This is a genomic window from Mycobacterium colombiense (assembly GCF_001665835.1).
In the GTDB taxonomy this organism is placed as follows: Bacteria; Actinomycetota; Actinomycetes; order Mycobacteriales; family Mycobacteriaceae; genus Mycobacterium; species Mycobacterium colombiense_A.
This window is the reverse complement of record NZ_LZSX01000107.1, coordinates 63,071-84,037: the sequence shown is the minus strand read 5'-3', so window position 1 is coordinate 84,037 and position 20,967 is coordinate 63,071. Positions and strand designations below refer to the sequence as shown.

The window sequence follows — 20,967 nt, the reverse complement described above, 5'->3', positions numbered from 1 at the left end:
ACGGCGGCGTTTTTACAGTTATGCGAACATTCGAGATCCTATATCGATTATTCGAGAAAGTTAACGCATTGCGCGCTGTGGTGTTACGAGACGGTCGGTTACAGGTCCGCGAGACGCCGGACCCCGAACCCGGGCCCGGTGAGTTGTTGCTGCGCACGTTGAGCACCGCGATCTGCGCGTCCGACGTGCATTTCATGGACCATCCCGAGCTCGCCATCGACGACCCGACCGGCCGCTCGCTGTACGACACCGACCGCGACATCGTGCTCGGCCATGAATTCGTGGGCGAGGTCGTCGGACATGGGCCGGGCTGCACCGACCAGTTCGCCGTCGGTACGCGCGTGACGGCCATGCCGGTGCGCCTGGTCGACGGCGGTGCCGGCGGAATGCGCATCATCGGTCAGCATCCCGAGGCGCAGGGCAGTTTTGCTGAGCTACTGGTGGTTTCGGAGGTGGCGGCCAAGCCCGCCCCCGGCGAGGTGTCCAGCGACGCCGTGGCATTGACCGACGCGTTCGCCGTCGGCGAGTTCTACGTGCGCTCGGCGCAGCTGCAGCACGGCGAGATCCCCATCGTCATCGGTGCGGGAGCGATCGGGCTCTCGGCCGTCGCGGCCCTGGCCGGCCGCGGCATCGAACCGATCGTCGTCTCCGACTACAAGGCGGACCGGCGGCAGCTGGCCGGTGACCGCTTCGGCGCGCACGTGCTGGTCGACCCGGGCGAGAAGTCCCCGTTCGAAGCGTTCAACGAGGTGCGCGCGCAACGCGGATTGCCCGGGCCGGCAGTCGTATTCGAATGCGTGGGGGCGTCCGGGCTGATCCAGAAGTTGGTCGAATCCGCCGAAATGGGCACCCGCATCTACTGCGCGGGCGGCTGGTACACCGGCGACACCCTCGACATCACCACCGCCACCCGCCAAGGCGTGACGATTCAGTTCGGTGGCGGTCCACACCCGCAGGACTGGTACGGCACACTGGACGCCATCGCGGCGGGTCGGCTGGACCCGTTGCCGAGCGTCGGCAAGATCATCGGCCTCGACGAGGTGCCCGAGGCCCTCGATCAGGCCCGCAGGTCCGACGGCCCGCCCCGGATCGTCGTCCGTCCGAATGGAGACCTCTCGTGAGCGAACGCGATGACCGCCAAGACATCTCCGAACTGCTGGTGCGCTATGCCACGGGGATCGACCGGCGCGACTGGCCGCTGTTTCGCACCGTCTTCACCGACGACTGCCAGCTGGACTACGGCGAGATCGGCACCTGGAATGGCGTCGACGCAGCCGCCGACTTCATGGAGCAGGTGCACGCCCTGGCGGGACACACGCTGCACCGCCTGACCAACCAGGCCGTCACCCTCGACGGCGACAAAGCCACGGCACGCACCTACATCGACGGCCTGATCATGGCTGGCGACAACAACTCTGGTGTCAACGCGATCGGGTTCTACGACGACGACATCGTGCGCACGCCGGCAGGGTGGCGCATCGCCCGCCGGCGCTACACGCAGGTTCGCATCACGACGGTCGGAGGCGGGTAGATGACATTCGCGACGAAATACGGGCCCTGGGCGTTGGTGGCCGGCGCCTCCGACGGTGTGGGTGCGGCGTTCGCCGAAGGGCTCGCCGAGCGCGGCGTCAACGTGGTACTTCTGGCCCGCCGGCAAGCGGTACTCGACCGCGTCGCGGCCGACATCGAGGCCAAGACGTCGGCGCAAACCCGCACGCTCGCAATCGATCTCGCTCAGCCGGGCGCCGCCGCGGCGGTGGCCGCGGCAACCGGCGACCTGGAGATCGGCACGCTCGTGTACTGCGCCGGTGCCGACCCGAATTTCGAGCCCTTCCTTGCCAATCCGATCGAAGCGGCCGAGGCGATGGTGCAGCGCAACTGCATGGTGCCCATGCAGTTGTGTCACCACTACGCACCCGCGATGGTGCAGCGCGGCAGCGGCGGCATCGTCATCTTCGGTTCGGGGGCCGGGCTGGCCGGCGGGCCGAACATGGTCGCCTACGGCGCATCGAAGGCGTTCGACATGGTCTTCGCCGAGGCGCTGTGGGCCGAATTGCACGACAAGGGCGTCGACGTTTTGGGCCTCATCCTGGGCAAGACCAACACACCGGCATTGCGCGAACTCGAATACACCCGCGGCCTGATCGGATCCCCCGACGAGGTGCCCCCGGACGCGGCCGCCGTGTCCGACGTCATCGCCGAGGCGTTCGAGAACCTCGGCAACGGACCCACCCTGATGGTGGGCGACACCATGCGCGCCGCGGCGCAGCTGCTGGCATCGCTGAGCCGTAATCAGGCCGTTGAGCTGTTCGCCCAGGCTGCCGCCGCGGCCATGGGCCCGGATGCGTAGCGGGAACCGGCGGGAACTTCGGGCGTTCGCTGCGCGTCGTATTGGATGCCGGAGAGGTTTGCCAAAGTTCCAAATCAGGTCAGCCTAACTTTTGCATCCGCAGTGCCCTGGGCAGCAAATATGGGCGCGGATACATCGCCCCTTTCGCCGCCCCGTTGCGTTGCTGACCCCCACCGCCGCGGGTACCTTGGGTAACCGGTTCACCACGGCACCCGAGCCCACGTAGCCGCCCGATCGCCACCCGCCGCAAAGGATGACGATGCTCGCCATAGACAGGCCCGCAGCCACCGTCTCGACGACGGCGCGCTGGCGGCGCCGCACCCTGGCCCGCTCCGGATTGATCACCGGCGCCTTCGTCGTCCCGGCCGTGGTCGTCCGCGTCGCGGGCCTGCACACCGGCGCGGTGCTGGCCCTGCTGATCTTCGGGGCGGCGGTGGTGGCAGCCAGCTTCCTGCTGGCATGGGCGGCCGAGGCCGCGCAGGTCGACGTCTCCGGCGGGCTGGCCACGGCGCTGCTCGCCCTGATCGCGGTGCTGCCCGAATACGCCGTCGACCTCTATTACGCCTACGTGTCCGGCCACAACGCTGACTACACGCAGTACGCCGCCGCCAACATGACCGGGTCCAACCGATTGTTGATGGGTCTGGGCTGGCCCGTGGTGGTGCTGGTGAGCATCCTGGTCGCGCGCAAGTCGGGCTCGGAAAAGACCACCGGTTTGACGCTGGAGCCAGCAAACCGCGTCGAACTCGGATTCCTGTTGATCGCCGGCGTCCTCGCGTTTGTGATCCCGGCGAGCGGGCAGATCCACTTCGGGCTGGGGCTGGCGTTGCTGGCCTGGTTCGGGTTCTACCTCTACAAGATCAGCCACGGCGACGTCGAAGAGCCCGACCTGATCGGCACCGCGGCCGCGCTGGGCGACCTGCCCGACCGCCGCCGGCGTGTCGCCGTGGTCGGCCTGTTCCTGCTGTCCGGCGGGGTGATCCTGCTGTGCGCCAAGCCCTTTGCCGACAATCTGGTCGCCGCGGGCACCGAACTCGGCATCAACCGCTTCCTGCTGGTGCAGTGGCTTGCCCCGCTGGCCTCCGAAGCACCCGAATTCATCATCGCGACCATCTTCGCCACTCGCGGCAAGGGCACGGCGGCCATCGCCACGCTGATCTCCTCGAAGGTCAACCAGTGGACCCTGCTGATCGGGTCTTTGCCCATCGCCCACCTGCTGGGCGGCGGCGGGTTGTCCCTGCACCTCGACTCCCGGCAGGTGGAGGAGGTGCTGCTGACCGCGACCCAGACGATGATGGGGGTGGCGCTGATCCTGGCGCTGCGGTTCCATCGGGCCGCCGCGTGCACACTGCTCGGGCTGTTCGTGGTCCAGTTCCCGATCTTCTCCACACAGGGGCGGCTGCTGCTCTGTGGCGTCTACATCGCGGTGGCCGTCGTCGCGCTGATCATCAACCGCCGCCAGATAGTCGCCACCGTCAGGGCGCCGTTCTTCGGCACGGCCATCCGGCACAGCGGTCACCCGCACCACGAACCGCAAGGTTCCGCCCACCCGCAGTAGGCCTCCGTCGCGCCGAGGACCGCCCCGCGCCCGGGTTCGACAGCACCCTGCGTATACGGTCCAGGTATGAATCGAGTGGCGGTGATCACAGGCGGCGCGGGCGGCATGGGCCTGGCCACGGCGAAAATCGTCGGCCGCGACCACACACTGGTGCTGTGCGACGTCAGGCAGGACCGGCTGGCGGCCGCGGCCACCACCCTGCAAGACCTCGGGATCGCCGCGACGGCCGTCGACTACGACGTCACCGACCGGCGCGCCGTGGCAGACCTGCTCGGCACCGCCAACAGCCTCGGCACGGTCGTGTCCGTCATCCACACCGCCGGGGTCAGCCCGAGCATGGGTGCCGCCGACTATGTCATGCGGACCAATGCCGTCGGCACCGTCAACGTCAACGAGGAGCTCTTCACAGTCGCCGACGAGGGCGCCGTGATCGTCAACGTGGCATCGATGGCAGCGCACATGCTGCCCGCGGAAATCATTCCGACAGAACACTTTCCGCAGGCGTTGGACGACGAGGACACCTTCATGGACGCCATGCTGGCGGCGTGCGATATTGCTCCCGAGGATGCCCGATCCGGTCTCGCCTACGCCGTGAGCAAGAGCTTTGTGAAGTGGTACAGCCAGTCGCAGGCGGAACGCTTCAACGCCCGCGGATTGCGCATCGTCTCGGTGTCACCGGGGTCCATCGACACCGAGATGGGCAGGCTCGAGGAGCAGGCCGGGGCCGGCGCGATGGTTGCCAACGCCGCCGTCCCGCGGTGGGGCAAGCCGGAGGAGATGGCCGAGCTGCTCGCCTTCTGCGCCAGCGACAAGGCCGGATACCTCACCGGCACCGATATCCTCAACGACGGCGGGGTGATCGCCTCGATGACCGAACGGGCCAGGGTGGCCGCCGGCGGCTAGACGAGGTAGTACATATCACGCTGACGTAAATACCTGCCGCGCTGACTATGCTTGTTAAATGCCGCAACGGGCGTTGCGTGATCGCCTGATCGACGTCGAGGTTCCCAGCGAGGATCTGGCCCGCGGCCGGACGCTGCGCAAGACCGTCCCCCGGCGGTCCCTCGCGCAGTTGACACCATCCACCCGAACAGCGACCGAAATTCTCGTCACCCAAAACGCCGAGCGGCTAAACGAACTCGTCCCGCTCCGGTTTGCCCGCATGCTCGCCGACCCGTTTTCCTTCTACCGAGGTTCGGCCGCGGTCATGGCCGCCGACCTCGCCGCAAGCCCGTCCAGCGGGATCGAAGTCATGTGCTGCGGCGATGCGCACGTTTCGAATTTCGGCCTGTACGCCGCCCCTCATCGCTCGATCGTCTTCGACCTGAACGACTTCGATGAGGCCGCCGTCGCACCCGCGGAATGGGACGTGAAACGTCTGATCACCAGCGCGATCATCGGTGGCCGTCACGCTGGATATCCGGGCAAGGCCATCCGCCGCTGTGTCGAACAGGCGTTGGCGGGCTATCAAACCAGCCTCGAGGCGATGCTCGAGGAGATGAATGTTCTGGACCGCTACTACCTACGGGTGGAACCCGAGCAGTACACCGGAAAGGTGTCCAAGGGCCTGCAGGCGGCGATCCAGCGGACGATCTCCCGGGCGCGCACGCGAACGTCAGAGCGAGTCTTCAAGCAGATCATGGAAATTGGCGTGGACGGGACCCCTCGTCTGCGCGAGGCACCTCCCATCCTGCAACACGTCGAAGAGGACATCGAAGCCCCCCTGATCGAGTCGGTTCAGGAATATCTGGCCGCGGTCCCGGCCGACGTGGCGTTGTTACTATCGCACTTTCGCGTCACCGACATCGCGCTGCGGGTTGTCGGCGTCGGCAGCGTCGGCACCAGGTGCTACCTGGTCATCCTGGTCGGCCCCAACGGAACACCGCTGATCATGCAGATCAAAGAGGCCACTCGATCGGTGCTCGACGAATACGGCGGTTGGCCGCAGCCGGACACCCTCACCGCAGCGGTCGACGCCAAGGGACAAGGCGTGCGCGTAATTGACGGTCAGCTGATCTTGCAGGCGATGTCGGATGTGTTCCTGGGGACGACCCGCAAAGACGGTCGCGACTACTACGTCCGCCAGTTCCACGACATGAAAGGCAGCATCGACACCGAAGGCATGTCGGCCTCGATCTTCTCCGAATACGTCCTTGCCTGTGCGGTGCTGCTGGCTCGAGCTCACGCGCAGAGTGCGAACGCGTCAATCCTGCGGGGATATGTCGGCACCAGTAGCGCGGTGCACGACGCGGTGGCCGATTGGTCGTATGCCTACGCCGACAAATCACTTGACGACTTTCACCAGTTGCGCGCCGCGGCAGCGGCCGGCGATATCGAGGTCGCCGACGATCCCGCGCGCTGAAGGGCCGCTCGATTGTGGCTCCGCCAGATGAATGAGCGGTTGATGAATGGGTCCGACCTAGCTGCCGGCCAATTGGTCCGCGGTGTTACTGGTTTCAGTGCCGGTTAGCGTCGTCCGTCCGTTCGGCGTCCCGACGTCGTGCAGCCAATCTCGTCGGCGCACCCGCCAGGTCCGGCGCGCGTACTCCAGCTCGGTATACGGCCATTGGGTGACGATCCGGCCGGACGGCGATCGGAAGTAGCTGTCGCACTGCGTCCAGATGGTGCGCTCCAGGTCCGCGGAAAGTGCGTCGTTGTAGCGCTTTTCGGCCTCGGGACGCACGTCGAGGTATCCGCCGCGGCGCGCCAGCCGGCTTACCGCGCTCGCGACCAGCCGCGCCCCGGCCTCGAGGATGTAGACGATGGAGTTGCCGCCCTGATTGGTGTTGGGGCCGTAGAGCATGAAGAAGTTCGGGAATCCGCTCACCGCCACCCCCAGGTAGGCGCACGGGTCGTCGCCCCAGTGCTCGTGCAGCTTGCGTCCACCGACGCCGACCACGTCGATGCCGGACAGGTAGCGAGACGTCTCGAAACCGGTGGCCAGCACGATCGCGTCGACGTCGACGTCCGCGCCCGATGCGGTGATCACCGATGTCGGGCCGATGCGCGCGATGGGGTCGGTGATCAGCTCGACGTTGTCGCGCTGCAAGGCCCGGTAATAGTCGTCGCCCAGCAGCACCCGCTTACAGCGGAACGGATAGTCCGGCGTCAGCGCCCGCCGCAACGATTCGTCAGCCACGGTACGGCCCAGGAACGACGCCGCGATCTGCGTGCGCGCCGTCACCACGGGGTCATCGGCGAAGGTCGCGGTGTTGTCGTGCTGAAACTTCCAGATCTGCCAGCGCGCGCGGCGCACCGCCAGGGCGCTGCGTTTGAAGCGGGCCAATTCCGTTGCGCTGTATGGCCGGTCGTCCTTGGGCACCATCCACGGCGGGGTGCGCTGGAAGACCGTAACGTGCCCGGCGCTCTTCGCCAACTCGGGCACCAGCTGCACCCCGCTGGCGCCGGTGCCGATCACCGCGACGGACCGGCCGGCCAGATCGAGGTCGTGATCCCATTGTGCGGTGTGCAGCACCGGGCCGGCGAAGTCGCTCAGCCCGTCGATATCGGGGAGCTTGGCGGAACCGAACAGGCCGACCGCACACACGACGACGTCGGCGGACAATGTGGCCGGCTGCCCGTCGCGCTCCAGCTCGCAATGCCACGCGCCCGCATGCGGGTCCCAGCGCACGCGCCGCACCATGGTGTCGAGCAGCAGATGGCGGTGCAGGTCGAAGTCGTCGGCCACCGATTCCAGGTAGGCCAGTATTTCGGGCTGCCGCGCGTAGGTGCGGCTCCAGGATGTGTTGGGGGCAAAGGAAAACGAGTACAAATGGCTCTGGATATCGCAGGCGGCGCCGGGATAGGTGTTGCGGCGCCAGGTGCCGCCGACGCCGTCGGCGCCCTCGATGATCACCAGGTCGTCGATGCCGGCGCGGCGCAATGCGACGCCCGCGCCCAGCCCGCCGAAGCCGGCGCCGATGATGGCCACCTTCGGCCCGCGCCGGCGCCGGGTCGCCGCCCGCATCCGCCCAATGGCGTAGAGCGCCTGGGCCTTTCGACTCGTCACGGCCCGTCCCCGGCGCGGCGGACCAGTAGGCCTTTCAGATCGCCGTCGGCTCGCCACTGCTGCAGGATGTCGGCGTACTCGGTGGGCGCGCCGAAGAAGAAGCTGCCCTGTCGAGTCTTGGCGTCGGCCTTGCCTTCCCGGTTGTAATAGCCGGGCGTACACGTCTTGGCGCGCTCAGCGCTCGCGACCGAGCGGGCCACCACCGTGTCGACCCAGCCGGCTTCGGCGTCGGGTGCGGCCTCGATTTCGGTGACGCCGCCGACGAGTGCGGTCGCGATGATCCAGGCGACGTGACCGGCCTGCACGTCGAGCAGGTACGGAAAGTTCACCGTCAGGCCGGCCTGGGCGATGCTTTCGATGAAGCAGTTCGGGAATTTGGTCGTGCACAGGCCTTGGAAGGTGCGCACACCGTCGTCCCAGTGTTCGGTCAGCGTCACGCCATCACGACCGATCAACTCGAATCCGGTGCGGCGACAGTAATCGGTGCCCACCTCGAAACCCGTTGCGAAAATGAGGCAGTCGAGTTCGTAGGTCACGCCGTCGACCACCACGCCGGCTTCGGTGATCCGCTGCACCCCGCGGCCCCGGGTGTCCACCAGGGTGACGTTGTCCCGGTTGAACGTCTGCAGATACTCGTCGTGGAAGCAGGGACGTTTGCAGAAGTACCCGTACCACGGTTTGAGTGCCTCGGCGGTGGCGGAATCGGTGACGATCGAGGCGACGCGCGCCCGGATCTCGTCCATCTTGGCGAAGTCGGCGAGTTCGATGTCGCGGCCGCGGTGTTCGGGATCGGCGAGGCCGTCTGCGTCCTGACGCATGACCGGGAGCTTGCGGGTGATGCTCGTCCAGGCATCGGCGACCAGGTCATGGTCGGCTTGGCCTCCGGCGGTGAGGATCTGAAAATTCTGTATCCGCTCGCGCTGCCAGCCGGGCTGTAAAGCGTTGGCCCACTCCGGATCCGTGGCGCGGTTGGCCCGCACGTCAACCGACGACGGGGTGCGCTGAAAGACGTAGAGCCGCTGGGCGGCAGCGGCGAGGTGCGGTACACACTGGATCGCCGTGGCACCGGTGCCGATGATGCCGACGCGCTTGTCGGCCAGATGCTGCAGCTGCGCGCCGGTGTAGGCGTAGTCCCACCGGCTGGTGTGGAAGGCATGCCCGCGGAAAGCGCCGAGTCCGTCGATGCCGGGCAGCTTCGGTTTGGCCTGATACCCGTTGGCCATGGACACGAACCGGGCCCGCATCTCGTCGCCTCGGTCGGTGCGGATGATCCAGCGCGATGTAGCCGAGTCCCAACGGATCTCCCGCACATCGGTCTGCAGGCAGGCGTCGCGGTAGAGGTCGTAGTGCTCGGCGATCCGCCTGCAATGCGCGAAGATCTCCGGGCCCTTCGCATACTTCTCGGTTGGGGTGTAGTCCAGCTCCTCGAGCAGCGGCATGTACACATACGACTCGACGTCACAAGCGATTCCGGGATAGCGATTCCAGTACCAGGTGCCGCCCACGTCGGCCGCCCGGTCGATCAGCCGCACGCTTTCGACGCCGAGCTGACGTAGCCGCGCCCCGGTCAACAGCCCGCCGAACCCGGCGCCGACGATGGCCACGTCCACCTCATCGGTGAGTGGCTCGCGGGCGTGGTCCCCGTTGGCCCACGGGTCGTCGGCGAACCGGGCGAACGGGCCGGCCATCTCGACGTACTGGGCGATGCCGTCCGCGCGGATGCGGCGCGCGCGTTCTTCGGCGTACTTGCGGCGCAGCGCGTCGACGTCAAGCGCCTGGCCAACGGTCTCGGTCACGGCTGGGGTTCCTCTCCGTGGCCTCGACCCTATAATCAATGGCTTGATTGTATCAAGGGCGCAGCCCGCGCAAAACGACTGAAGAGTGCCGGCCCGAAAGCGTTGCGCGACACCATGACTCAGATCCTCCGGATGCCGACACGGCGGCTACTGAGGGGCGCGCTCTTGAGCCACGGCCGCCAGTGACTCGCCCAACGTCCACAACGCCACCCCGAGCAAGACGAGATCCTTGAGCAGAAACTGGCCCGGCAGCGCCGAGAGAACCGGAACGCCGTGGGCGTACGTCATGACCACGCCCGGGGTGGTGAAGAGAAAACTCAGCGTGCCCAAAAACAGCACCACCGCCAGCGCGCTGCCCGCAGCCGAGACCCGCGGCCAAAGCGGGCGTACCGCAATGAGAAGGGCGGCAACGATTTCCATCGTTCCGAGTGCATACGCGACGAAGGTGACGCTGAATACATCGTAGACCCAGCTCATCAGCGGGCTGTGCTGAATCAGCACCCGGGCCTCCATTTTCACGTACTTGCCGAATCCGATCCACACCAGAACAAGCACCAGGCCGTAACGGCTGACGAGTTGGCCCCACCGGGTCAGCGTCGGCGCCGCGGCCGGCGCCAGGGTTTGATCGATCATCGGGCGAAGTCCCTTCAGCTCAATGCGAGTGCGTCCACCCAACCCACGATTCAGGCCGCGTTCGCGTTCACTTCCGCAACCGCTCGAGGCCCGCGACGATGAGCCGCAACCCGAAAGCGAATTCGTCGGCCAACGGGACGGGCAGGTCGTCGGCGACGGTGACCGTCGCGGGAAAGCGGGACGGATCGAGTCGGTGAAACGCGGCGGAGAGTTCGGCGTCTCGTTCCCCGTCGCCCGCCGCCGTGCCGGACAGCTGTATCGCAAAGCCCAGGATGTAGCGGGCCAGCGTCGCGTACGCGTGGGCCGCCACCGACGGTGGAAAGCCGTTGTCGAGCAGGACGGCCAGGCAGCGCTCGCGGTTGGCCAACGCGTTCGGCCCCATCGGGGTGTATTCGATCAACAGGGGCGCGACATTGCCGTGCCGGCTCAGCGCATCAAACATGTGCTGCGCGAACGAGATACAGGCATCTTGCCACGGCAATGCGGCGAGTTCTTTCGCGTCGAGGTCGATCTCTCCGAGGATGTGGTCGATCACCAGGGACACCAGTTGAGACCGATTGGAGAAGTGACGGTACAGCGTGGCCGTCCCCGACTCGAGGCGCTGCGCCAGCGAGCGCATCGACAGTGCCTCGGGCCCCTGTTCGTCGACGAGGCCGACGGCCGCGGCCAGGATGCGGTCCACCGGCAGGGCCGGGCGGCCGCGGGAACGGCGCTGCGGCCGGTTGGTGTCGCTCACATCCCTCACCGTGGCGCTCCTGCCGCTTGACACACGCCTACATTACGGAGACACTGTATCCATAAATATCGGATCGATCAACCACCTTGACAGCAAGGAACATTCGCCATGCTCCTCCCCCTGGCGGCAGAGCCCTTCACCGCTCCCACCGACCGCGACATGCTGCCCTCCGAACGACGCGAGTTCGTGCGCACACATCGCACCTGCGTGTTCGGCTACCGCCGCCGCAACGACGGCCCGGCGATGTCGATCGTGTACTACATCCCCACCGACACCGGCGAATTGCTGGTCTCCACCATGGCCGGCCGCGGCAAGGCCCGCATCGTCGAACGCGATCCCAAGGTGAGCCTGTGCGTCCTCGACGAGCGCTGGCCGTTCGCCTATCTGCAGGTCTACGCCGACGCCACCATCGACCAAGACCGGGATCTGGCGGTCGAGGTGATGATGGCGGTGGGCGGCCGGATGTCCGGCCAACCACTCGGCGACGAGGCCCGCCCGCACATCCGCGACATGTGCGAACGCGAGAACCGCGTCGTCATCCGCTGCCGGCCCTACTCCACCTTTGCAACGCCGCCACGCCATCTGCACCGCAACGACCAGGTCGACGAACTCAGCCACTGGGTTTCCGGCGTGATGCCTTGGGACGCAGCGGATCCGACGGCGGGCTGATCACCCCGCGTAGCGATCGCGCAGGTTGCTCAGCGTCGCTTCGATGCCCGTCGCGTTCGCCTTCGCGAAGCCCATCCGCTCGTAGTAGTTCAGCTTGTTCTTGAGCGCACCGGCATCGCGGTAGTCAAACGTCTCGGTGACCTGGGTCTGCGTCGGCGACAGCTTCTCGAATTCCCACCGCCAGCGGTGACCCAACGGGTGGCGCCATTCGATGAGTTCGTTTTGTGTCAGCGCGGTGATCGTGCTGGTGATCCGGTAGGGAAGCCCGAACATCTTCATGTGCGTCGAAAACTTCGAGCCCTCGACCAGTTGTGCCGGCACGGTGATGTTGTCGCGCACCGTGCCCGATCCGTCCAGCTCGTGGTGACGGCGTGGATCGGCGACCAAGGCAAACAGCTCCGCGGCCGGGGCGGCCACCTCGACCCTGCGGCTCACCTGGCGAGGCCCCCGGTCGACGACAGTGACGGTCATGATGTCTCCTTCCGCTACAGGCAGCCTAATCCGGGCGGCGGATCGCACCTGCGGCAATAGGCCGCTCCGCCCAGCAGGCAGAATGGTGTGGTCAAGACTGCCCGGGGATCGAGAAGGAGCGGCATGCCCACCAGCGAATATCAGGTGAGCGGAATGAGCTGCGGCCACTGCGAGGCCGCGGTCCGTAGCGAGGTGGCCCAGATCCCGGGCATCGACGACGTGACGGTCAGCGCAGCCACGGGCAAGCTCGTCGTCACCAGTGCACAGCCCATCGACGCGGACGCCGTTCTCGGCGCGGTCGACGAGGCCGGCTATGAGGCCGTCTTGGTCGCATGAGCACGCCCCCACGGCAGCTCGACGAGGGCGTCCTCCCCGATCACCCCGCATCAACTCTGATCGAGCTCCACGTCACCGGGATGACCTGCGCCTCCTGCGCGGCCCGGATCGAGAAGAAACTGAACAAGCTCGACGGCGTCGCCGCCACCGTCAACTACGCCACCGAAAAGGCCGCCGTGACGGCTCCCGCCGGTTACGACGCGCGGATTCTCATCGGCGAGATCGAAAAGGCCGGTTACAGCGCCGCCCTACCGCAGCGCGCGCCGGAGCCCGCCTGGGACGAGACGACGCCGGATGACCCCGAACTGACCTCGCTGCGCCGGCGGCTGGTCACCGCGATCGTGCTGGCCGGCCCGGTCATCGCCATGGCCATGCTTCCCGCCCTGCAATTCCCCCGCTGGCACTGGCTCTCGCTGGCCCTGACCACACCGGTCGTCGTGTGGTGCGGCCGGCCGTTCCACGCGGCGGCCTGGACCAATCTCAGACACGGCGTGGCCACCATGGACACCCTGGTCTCGCTCGGCACCCTGGCGGCGTTTCTGTGGTCCGTCTACGCCCTGTTGCTCGGGACGGCGGGGCAGCCGGGCATGCAGCACGACTTCGAGCTGACCGTCGGGCGCGACGGCGCCCCGTGCCACGTCTATTTCGAGGTCGCCGCAGGCGTGACCCTGTTCGTCCTCGCCGGTCGCTATTTCGAAAGGCGGTCCAAGCGGACGGCCGGCGCCGCGCTGCGCACGCTGCTGACGCTGGGCGCCAAGGACGTCGCGGTGCTGCGCGAAGGCGGCGAGACCCGCGTCCCGATCGAACGGCTCGCGCTCGGCGACCAGTTCGTCGTGCGCCCCGGCGAACGGATCGCCGCCGACGGGATCGTCGTGGCGGGTTCCTCGGCCGTGGACGCCTCCATGCTGACCGGCGAGTCCGTCCCGGTCGAGGTCGGCGAGGGTGACGCCGTCGCCGGGGCCACCGTCAACGCGGGCGGTCGGCTCGTCGTCCGGGCCACCGGGGTCGGAGACGACACCCAGCTCGCGCAGATGGCCAGGCTCGTCGAGCGGGCCCAATCCGGCAAGGCCCGGGTACAGCGCCTCGCCGACCGCGTGTCGGGGGTGTTCGTGCCCGTGGTCATGGCGCTGGCGGTGGCGACCCTGGCCGGCTGGCTCGCGGCGGGCTTCTCGCTCACCACCGCCCTGACGGCCGCCGTCGCGGTGCTCATCATCGCCTGCCCCTGCGCCCTGGGGCTGGCGACCCCGACCGCCCTGCTGGTCGGCACCGGGCGCGCCGCTCAGCTCGGCGTGCTCATCAACGGGCCCGAGGTGCTGGAGTCGACCCGCAACGTCGACACGATCGTGCTCGACAAGACCGGCACCGTCACCACCGGCAAGATGACCCTGGTCGACGCGATCGCCGCGACCGGGACCGACCGCGCCACGCTGTTGCGCTACGCCGGCGCCCTGGAAGACGCGTCCGAGCATCCGGTCGCGCGGGCCATCGCCCGGGGCGCCACGGCGCAAGTCGGGGCGCTCCCGGCACCCGCCGACTTCACCGGGGTCAGCGGCAAGGGTGTGCGGGGCACCGTCGAGGGTCGCGCCGTCGTCATCGGGCGCGAGAGCCTGCTGACCGAATGCGGAATCCGCCTCGACGCGACCCTGTCGGCGGCCAAAGCCCGCGCCGAGAGCGAGGGCAAGACCGCCGTCGCCGTCGGCTGGGACGGCCTGGCCCAAGGCATCCTGGTGGTCGCCGACACCGTCAAACCGTCCAGCGCCGAGGCGGTGCGGCAGTTCACCGGGCTGGGCCTGACCCCGGTGTTGTTGACCGGCGACAACCCCACCGTCGCCGCCCACATCGCGGGCGAACTCGGCATCGCGCAGGTCATCGCCGACGCGACGCCCGCCGACAAGGTCGCCGCCGTCAAACGCCTGCAATCCGAGGGCAAGGTGGTCGCCATGGTCGGTGACGGCATCAACGACGCCGCGGCGTTGGCCGCCGCCGACCTGGGCCTGGCCATGGGCACCGGCACCGACGTCGCGATCCAGGCCGCCGACCTCACGGTGATCCGCGGCGACCTGCGTGCCGCCGTCGACGCGATCCAGCTGTCCCGGCGAACCCTGGCCACCATCAAGACCAACCTGCTGTGGGCCTTCGGATACAACCTGGCCGCGATCCCCCTGGCCGCGCTCGGCATGCTCAACCCGATGTTCGCCGGCGCCGCGATGGCGGCCTCCAGCCTGCTGGTCGTCGGCAACAGCCTGCGGCTGCGCTCGTTCACCAGCGTCATCGACGAGGCATGAGCGGTGGGTCCCGGTCCGCGCGCATCTGGTCGGCCCACACGCAGAAACGGTCGGCTGACGGGCCACGTTGGTATGGGATAGTTGGTCCGGCCGCCGCCTTCGGTGACCCCGACCGGCCCTTCGATACCCACCTCACCCGCGCGCAGCGATCGATCTAGCAAAGGTCACGACCGTTGGAGCAGTTCTTCGGACAACTGTCCCTGCTGCACGGCTGGTTTCCCCCCGCCGTGCAGGGCCTCGCGCTGCTCGTGGTGCTCGTCGCGATTCAATGGCGCACGGGGAGCTGGCTCAAGCGGGTGCTGCCGGTGGCGCTGATCGCGGCCGTCGCGGTGACGCTGCTGGCCCGGTGGTACATCACCTCGCTCGGGGTGGCCGGGGACCCGGCACCGACGACGCTGTGGCTCTGGATCGCGATGAGCGGCCTGGCCGCCGCGGTCTTCCTGGTGGGGTGGCGAGGGATCCGCTGGTGGCGGCGCGGGGTGGCGGTGCTGGCGATACCGCTGTGTGTTCTTTGCGCGGGCATGGCGCTGAACGGCTGGGTGGGCTACTTTCCCACCGCACTCGCCGCGTGGAATCAGCTGACGTCCGTGCCGCTGCCCGACCAGATCGACCGGCTGCGGGTGACCGAGATGCAGGTCGCCGGCACCAAGCCGACCAAGGGCGTGGTGGTGCCGGTGGACATCGACGACAATGCCCCCTCTGGCTCGCACTTCGCCCACCGCCGAGAATTGGTCTACCTGCCTCCCGCATGGTTCAACACCAATCCGCCACCTCGGCTGCCGGCGGTCATGATGATCAGCTCCGCCTTCAACACCCCGGCCGACTGGCTGGGCCCCGGCGGCGCGTTCACCGCCATCGACAACTTCGCGGCCGCACACCACGGCTTCTCCCCGGTGCTGGTGTTCGTCGATCCGACCGGTTCCTTCGACAACGACACCGAGTGCGTCAACGGCACCCGCGGCAACGCCGCCGACCATCTGACCAAGGACATCGAGCCCTTCATGGTGTCGAACTTCGGCGTCAGCGCCGACCGGGCGAACTGGGGCGTCGCGGGGTGGTCGATGGGCGGGACCTGCGCCGTGACCCTGGCCGTCATGCACCCCGAGCTGTTCAGCGCGTTCGTGGACATCGCGGGTGACCGCGGACCCAACGGCGGCTCCAAGGATCAAACGGTCGCCCGGTTGTTCGGCGGCAATCACGACGCCTGGGCGGCCTTCGACCCGGTCACCGTCATGACGAAGCACGGTCACTACGACGGCCTGTCGGGTTGGTTCGACGTGCCAGGCTCAGACGGCGCGCACAACGTCGCGCAGGAAGGCAATCCGGCCCTGATCGCGTCCAGCAGCGATCCCGCCGCCAACCCCGAGGGTCAGGACGTCGCGGCGAACTCGCTGTGCGCCGTCGGCGCCGCCAACGGCATCGCCTGCGCGGTGGTCACCCAGCCCGGCAAACACGACTGGCCGTTCGCCGCCGAGGCGTTTGCCACGGCGCTACCCTGGCTGGCCTCGACGCTCGGCACCCCCGCTACCGAACCGGTGCAACTGCCGCAACGGGCCATCGGCGAACCGCGTTAATTCCCGCTGGTCGGCTCGCGTTCACCGGCGATAACGGGGGTCGGAGAGAATTCACAGCTGACCCTCCCGTAACGCAGCCGACATATGGCCGCAGCGAATGGTACGGTTCGCTGCTGTGGCCTCGATGTTTTGCACCAGCGGCGGTTCCCACGCGGACCCGCCTGTTGCGCAGCTCGCCACGATAAATGCGCGAATCATCGGGCTGAATTCGCCATTTCCGTTATCACGTGATCATTTGTTCGACGCCCTCACTTGTCAGCCATGAATCGTCGTCAGTTCCTCGGATCGCTCGCCGCGTCGGTCGTCGCCGGCGTAGGCGCTGCGCGGCTCATCGTCGATCCGCAGCCACGCACGTTCGCCCAAACCCCGGCGGCCGACATACCGACCTCCGGCCCGACCGCCCCGCAGGCCCTGCTGCCGCCCCCGCCACCGAGCGCCCGCATCCCACTGCCCGGCGGCGGTGCGCTGATGAAGATCCCCGGCGAGGGCGATCTGCTCGCGCTGACCGTCGACGACGGCGTCAACAGCGAGGTGGTGCGGGCCTACACGCAGTTCGCCAAGGACACCGACATCCGGTTGACCTATTTCGTCAACGGGATCTACGACTCGTGGACCGAGAACCTGGACATGCTGCGGCCACTGGTGGACAGCGGGCAGATTCAGCTCGGCAACCACACCTGGTCACACCCGGACCTGACCAAGCTGACGAAAGAGCAAGTCGCCGAACAGCTCTCACGCAATGATGCGTTTCTGAGGAACACCTACGGGATCGGCGCGAAACCATACTGGCGGCCGCCGTACGGAAAGCGTAACGCCGCCGTCGACGCCGTGGCGGGCGATTTCGGTTACAAGGTCCCGACTTTGTGGTCGGGATCGCTGTCGGACTCGACGTTGATCACCGAGGAGTACATCGTGCAGATGGCCGATCAGTACTTCACACCGCAGTCCATCGTGATCGGGCACCTCAATCATCTGCCCGTGACGCATGTCTATCCGCAACTCGTCGACATCATCCGCGACCGGAACCTTCGCACCGTCACGCTCAACGACGTGTTCCTCAAGACGCCGTAACGGGCGGCTAGTCAACCGGTTTCGGCCTCACTGGCGAGCAACGCCGTCAAGGTCTCGCGCAACTCCCCCAACCGTCGCTCGCCCAGCACCTCGGTCCATCGCCGCTCCAAAGCCTGTGCGTTGGAACGCATTACCTGCAGCGCCCGGCGGCCCCGCGCGGTCAGCTCGATGACGCGGGCACGCGCGTCCACCGGGTCGGGTCCTCGGGTGACGTAGCCATGTCGCTCCAGGGCCGCTATCGCCTGGGCCACCGCCTGCCGACTCACCCTGAGGCGATCGGCCAGATCGGATGCGTGCAATCCGCCCGCCGCCAGCGGCACCAGGGCGACCGATTGCGCGGGGCGGATCCCGTCCAGGCCGGCCGCGGCGAACGCCGCGCGCAAGTGCGGCGCCCCGGCGGCGGCGACCAGGTTCACCAGCGCCGGCACGGTGGGCTCCCACCCGGAACCCGGTTCCTGTGCCATGTCGCCAGTCTGCCACTCGGGGACCGATTGACAAGTTACTTGTCAAAACCGGGCATCGGTGCCACGCTGTGCTCATGCGATGGGGATGGATCCGGGTGGCGAGCGTCTGCCTGCCACCCGTTCTGGTTGTCGTGCTCGCCGGATGCCTCGGTGGCGGTCATGCGCTGGGAACCCCCGGCCCGCAATCGATCCCGGTGGGGCAATCCACGCAGAGCATCTCCTCGGGCGGAGCGAACAGGACCTTCCACCTCTATCGGCCCCAGGGGCTCACCGAGGCCGTGCCGGTGGTGGTGATGCTGCACGGCGGCTTCGGCAACGGCACGCAGGCCGAGCGTTCCTACCACTGGGACGCCGAGGCGGACAACGGACACTTCCTGGTCGCCTACCCGGACGGCCTCAACCGGGCCTGGAACGCCGGCACCTGCTGCGGCGAGCCCGGACACCTCAACACCGACGACGTCGGATTCATCACCGCCATGGTCGGTGCCATCGAGCAGGAGATCCCCATCGATCGCGCGCGGGTCTATGTCACCGGCATGTCGAACGGCGCCATGATGGCGCTTCGCCTGGGCTGCCAGTCCGATACGTTCGCGGCGATCGCGCCGGTGGGCGGCACCCTGCTGACCGACTGCTCTGCGGCACGGCCGGCATCGGTGTTGCAGATCCACGGCACCGCCGACGACCGCGTGCCGTACAACGGCGGCGCCGGAAAGGCGTTCGCGTTCAACGGATCCCCGCGCGTCGACGGCCCGTCGGTGGAATCCGTCAACGCCACCTGGCGCGCCATCGACGGATGCGGGGCGCCGAGCTCGGCCACCGCCGGCGACGTGACCACGCAGACGGCGGGCTGCGCCGACGGGCGCACCGTGCAGCTGATCTCGGTGGCGGGCGCCGGCCATCAATGGCCCGGCGGTGAGCCGAGCCCCCTGGCGGACAAGGTCGCCGGGATTCCGGCGCCGTCGACGGCGCTGGACGCCACGGACACCATCTGGCAATTCTTCAGCCAGAAACATCGGTAGCGAAAACCAATCTCTAAAAGATTAGAGATTGCCCTTCCGCTGTGACCCGTTGATTGTTACCGTTCCGTAATGCGTCGGGCCGGGGGAGTTTTCGCAGCACTGCTGATAATTGTTTCCGCATTCTTAGGAGTCGGAAATGCGCGGGCCGACGGCGGGGACGAGCCGCAGTACGCGGACTTCTATCTTCCCCCGGATCCCCTTCCGCCCGGCCAGCCCGGCGACCTGATCCGCACCGAGCCGTCGCGGCTGGTGCTGGAGCCCTCCGGCCAGCTGGGGGCGATCATGGCCACCGGGACCCGGATCATGTACCGCAGCACCGATACCCGGGGCAACCCGATCGCGGTCACCGGCACCTACTTCGAGCCCTATAACGACTGGCCCGGCGGCGGGCCTCGGCCGTTGATCAGTTACGCACCCGGCACCCAGGGCCAGGGCAACCAGTGCGCCCCGTCGCGAATGTTCAACCAAGGCATCCACTATTCGGGTGGCTGGGACATCATGTTCAACTACGAGGAGCTGTTCGTCGCCACCATGGTTGCCCGTGGCTTCGCCATCGTGATGACCGATTACCAGGGCCTGGGCACCCCGTCGATGCACACCTATGTGGGCCGGGTGGCCGAGGGCCAGGCCGTGCTCGATGCGGCCCGCGCCGCCATGCGGCTGCCCGGAACGTCGTTGGATCCGCATGGGCCGGTGGCCTTTTGGGGCTACTCACAGGGTGGTGGCGCCTCGGCGTCGGCCGCCGAACTCGCCTCGCAATATGCCCCCGACCTTCATATCGTGGGCACTTACGCCGGGGCGCCGCCCGCCGACCTCAAGGAGCTGTTCCCTTACGCCGACGGCAGCGTCCTGGTCGGTGTCGTCGGGTACGCGCTCAACAGCGTGATGGCCGCCTACCCGGAGTTCGCCGACACCATCCGCGCCAAGATGACACCGCGCGGCCTGGCGATGCTGGAGTCGGTGTCGCGCCAGTGTGTGGGACAGACCCTGCTGGACTTCATGTTTCGTCACCTACAGCCTTACTTCACCGAAGACATCTACAAATTGGTCAACGAGGAGCCGTTCAACACCCTGTTCGACGCGCAGCGGATCGGGCGCTTCAAACCCAATGCGCCGGTGATGATCGACAGCAACCGGTACGACCCGCTGGTGCCGTGGACCGCGGCCAATCAGCTGGGCCGCGACTGGTGCGGCCAGGGCGCCGACGTGGAATTCCGCACCAACGAAGAGCCGCCCTTCCTCAACAAGCTGATCATCAACCACGCGCTGCCGATGCTGGTCGACGGCGAACCCGCCATGCAATGGATCGCCGCCCGCTTCAACGGCGAGCCCACCGCACCGAACTGCGGCCAGTTCTAAACTGGGTGCATCGCTGCACGTAGAAAGCACAACGCGGCGGAGCGGCGCCGCCAGCTCGCCGACGCCGCGATCGGATTGCTGGGCGGCAACGGGGTGCACGGCGTCAGTCACCCGAAAGTCGACGACCACGCCGGCGTGCCGGCCGGCACCACGTCGTTCTACTTTCGGACCCGCAAGGCGCTGATGCATGCCATGGCGACGCGGCTGGCCGAACTCGACCTCGCCGACTTCTCGATGATGGCCGAACTCGCCGAGGATCACGCCACGCAGTTCACCGGCACCGCGGGCCTGGCCCGCATCGTCATGTACGTCAACAGCGAACCCTGGTTGACCCGCGCCAAGGCGCGCTACGAACTCGCGCTGCTCGCCGGCCGGGACGCGGAGCTGGCCGCGGCCCTCAGCGACTCCGCAGACCGGCTCTACGCCCTGGCGCGCAACGTCGTCACCCAGTGGCATCCCGCCGACAGCGCGCCGGATCCGGCATTGGTCGACGACCAGGCGATCGCCACGCTCGCGTTCATCAACGGCATCATGCTGACCTTCGTCGCGGGCCAGCCGGCCGTCGACGATCCCGAGCATCTGGACCGGCTGATCCAAGGTGTCATCGCGGGCGTCGCTCATGTTCGCGGTGGGTGAC

Annotated in this window: 20 protein-coding genes; 14 read left to right on the top strand and 6 right to left on the bottom strand. The window is 67.6% G+C overall.

The window, feature by feature from the left end; all coding sequences use genetic code 11:
• Window positions 1-77: 77 nt before the first annotated feature.
• The 6 genes from A5760_RS25500 (at window position 78) to A5760_RS25475 (ending at window position 6,270) form a co-directional block, all read left to right on the top strand.
• Window positions 78-1,121, top strand: coding sequence for a zinc-binding dehydrogenase (locus A5760_RS25500; RefSeq protein ID WP_064886050.1), 1,044 nt, complete (start codon window positions 78-80; stop codon window positions 1,119-1,121).
• The gene (locus A5760_RS25495) at window positions 1,118-1,531 is read left to right on the top strand and encodes a nuclear transport factor 2 family protein (protein ID WP_064886048.1); all 414 of its coding nucleotides are present in this window, start codon (window positions 1,118-1,120) and stop codon (window positions 1,529-1,531) included. Before A5760_RS25500 ends, A5760_RS25495 begins: the two co-directional genes overlap by 4 nt.
• On the top strand, window positions 1,532-2,350 hold the full coding sequence (locus A5760_RS25490) for an SDR family NAD(P)-dependent oxidoreductase (protein WP_064886046.1): 819 nt from the start codon (window positions 1,532-1,534) through the stop codon (window positions 2,348-2,350).
• Window positions 2,351-2,603: 253 nt separating this feature from the next.
• Window positions 2,604-3,908, top strand: a complete 1,305-nt coding sequence (locus A5760_RS25485; RefSeq protein WP_082279621.1) for a sodium:proton exchanger — start codon at window positions 2,604-2,606, stop codon at window positions 3,906-3,908.
• A 66-nt stretch (window positions 3,909-3,974) separates the two neighbouring features.
• On the top strand, window positions 3,975-4,811 hold the full coding sequence (locus tag A5760_RS25480) for an SDR family oxidoreductase (protein ID WP_082279620.1): 837 nt from the start codon (window positions 3,975-3,977) through the stop codon (window positions 4,809-4,811).
• A 58-nt stretch (window positions 4,812-4,869) separates the two neighbouring features.
• A complete protein-coding gene (locus A5760_RS25475) occupies window positions 4,870-6,270 on the top strand; it encodes a DUF2252 domain-containing protein (RefSeq protein WP_064886044.1) in 1,401 nt (466 codons plus the stop codon).
• Window positions 6,271-6,327: 57 nt separating this feature from the next.
• Here A5760_RS25475 and A5760_RS25470 read toward each other — a convergent pair whose 3' ends face one another.
• The 4 genes from A5760_RS25470 to A5760_RS25455 all read right to left on the bottom strand — a co-directional run bounded on the left by A5760_RS25470 (window position 6,328) and on the right by A5760_RS25455 (window position 11,091).
• Complete coding sequence (locus tag A5760_RS25470) at window positions 6,328-7,875, bottom strand: flavin-containing monooxygenase (RefSeq protein ID WP_231122750.1); 1,548 nt, start codon at window positions 7,873-7,875, stop codon at window positions 6,328-6,330.
• Window positions 7,876-7,913: 38 nt separating this feature from the next.
• Window positions 7,914-9,713, bottom strand: coding sequence for a flavin-containing monooxygenase (locus A5760_RS25465; protein ID WP_064886042.1), 1,800 nt, complete (start codon window positions 9,711-9,713; stop codon window positions 7,914-7,916).
• Window positions 9,714-9,860: 147 nt separating this feature from the next.
• Window positions 9,861-10,346, bottom strand: coding sequence for a YkgB family protein (locus A5760_RS25460; RefSeq protein ID WP_064886040.1), 486 nt, complete (start codon window positions 10,344-10,346; stop codon window positions 9,861-9,863).
• Window positions 10,347-10,413: 67 nt separating this feature from the next.
• Window positions 10,414-11,091 carry a TetR/AcrR family transcriptional regulator gene (locus A5760_RS25455; protein ID WP_064886038.1) on the bottom strand — a complete coding sequence of 226 codons (678 nt, stop codon included), beginning with the start codon at window positions 11,089-11,091 and terminating at the stop codon, window positions 10,414-10,416.
• Between the two features lie 99 nt (window positions 11,092-11,190).
• On the opposite strand from A5760_RS25455, the gene A5760_RS25450 reads away from it, so the two are divergent.
• On the top strand, window positions 11,191-11,751 hold the full coding sequence (locus A5760_RS25450; protein WP_064886036.1) for a pyridoxamine 5'-phosphate oxidase family protein: 561 nt from the start codon (window positions 11,191-11,193) through the stop codon (window positions 11,749-11,751).
• Here the strand turns inward: A5760_RS25450 and A5760_RS25445 are convergent, their stop codons facing one another.
• Window positions 11,752-12,222, bottom strand: coding sequence for an SRPBCC family protein (locus A5760_RS25445; protein ID WP_064886033.1), 471 nt, complete (start codon window positions 12,220-12,222; stop codon window positions 11,752-11,754).
• A 123-nt stretch (window positions 12,223-12,345) separates the two neighbouring features.
• On the opposite strand from A5760_RS25445, the gene A5760_RS25440 reads away from it, so the two are divergent.
• The 4 genes from A5760_RS25440 to A5760_RS25425 all read left to right on the top strand — a co-directional run bounded on the left by A5760_RS25440 (window position 12,346) and on the right by A5760_RS25425 (window position 17,488).
• Window positions 12,346-12,558 (top strand): heavy-metal-associated domain-containing protein, encoded by a 213-nt coding sequence (locus A5760_RS25440; RefSeq protein ID WP_064886031.1) that lies wholly within the window; start codon window positions 12,346-12,348, stop codon window positions 12,556-12,558.
• Entirely contained in the window at window positions 12,555-14,843 is a 2,289-nt protein-coding gene (locus A5760_RS25435) for a heavy metal translocating P-type ATPase (RefSeq protein ID WP_064886030.1), read from the top strand. The genes A5760_RS25440 and A5760_RS25435 overlap by 4 nt, the downstream gene beginning before the upstream one ends.
• Window positions 14,844-15,016: 173 nt before the next feature.
• A complete protein-coding gene (locus A5760_RS25430; RefSeq protein ID WP_064886027.1) occupies window positions 15,017-16,417 on the top strand; it encodes an alpha/beta hydrolase in 1,401 nt (466 codons plus the stop codon).
• Between the two features lie 261 nt (window positions 16,418-16,678).
• Window positions 16,679-17,488 carry a polysaccharide deacetylase family protein gene (locus A5760_RS25425; protein ID WP_064886025.1) on the top strand — a complete coding sequence of 270 codons (810 nt, stop codon included), beginning with the start codon at window positions 16,679-16,681 and terminating at the stop codon, window positions 17,486-17,488.
• Window positions 17,489-17,499: 11 nt separating this feature from the next.
• Here the strand turns inward: A5760_RS25425 and A5760_RS25420 are convergent, their stop codons facing one another.
• Window positions 17,500-17,952, bottom strand: coding sequence for a MarR family winged helix-turn-helix transcriptional regulator (locus A5760_RS25420; RefSeq protein ID WP_064886023.1), 453 nt, complete (start codon window positions 17,950-17,952; stop codon window positions 17,500-17,502).
• A 74-nt stretch (window positions 17,953-18,026) separates the two neighbouring features.
• Here A5760_RS25420 and A5760_RS25415 point away from each other — a divergent pair, with 74 nt between their 5' ends.
• From A5760_RS25415 to A5760_RS25405, 3 genes are all read left to right on the top strand, one after another.
• Window positions 18,027-18,971 (top strand): alpha/beta hydrolase family esterase, encoded by a 945-nt coding sequence (locus A5760_RS25415; RefSeq protein ID WP_064886021.1) that lies wholly within the window; start codon window positions 18,027-18,029, stop codon window positions 18,969-18,971.
• Between the two features lie 69 nt (window positions 18,972-19,040).
• Window positions 19,041-20,330: a lipase family protein gene (locus A5760_RS25410; protein WP_064886020.1), complete on the top strand. Its 1,290-nt coding sequence runs from the start codon at window positions 19,041-19,043 to the stop codon at window positions 20,328-20,330.
• A 75-nt stretch (window positions 20,331-20,405) separates the two neighbouring features.
• Complete coding sequence (locus A5760_RS25405) at window positions 20,406-20,966, top strand: TetR/AcrR family transcriptional regulator (protein WP_064886018.1); 561 nt, start codon at window positions 20,406-20,408, stop codon at window positions 20,964-20,966.
• The last annotated feature ends 1 nt before the right edge of the window (window position 20,967 follow it).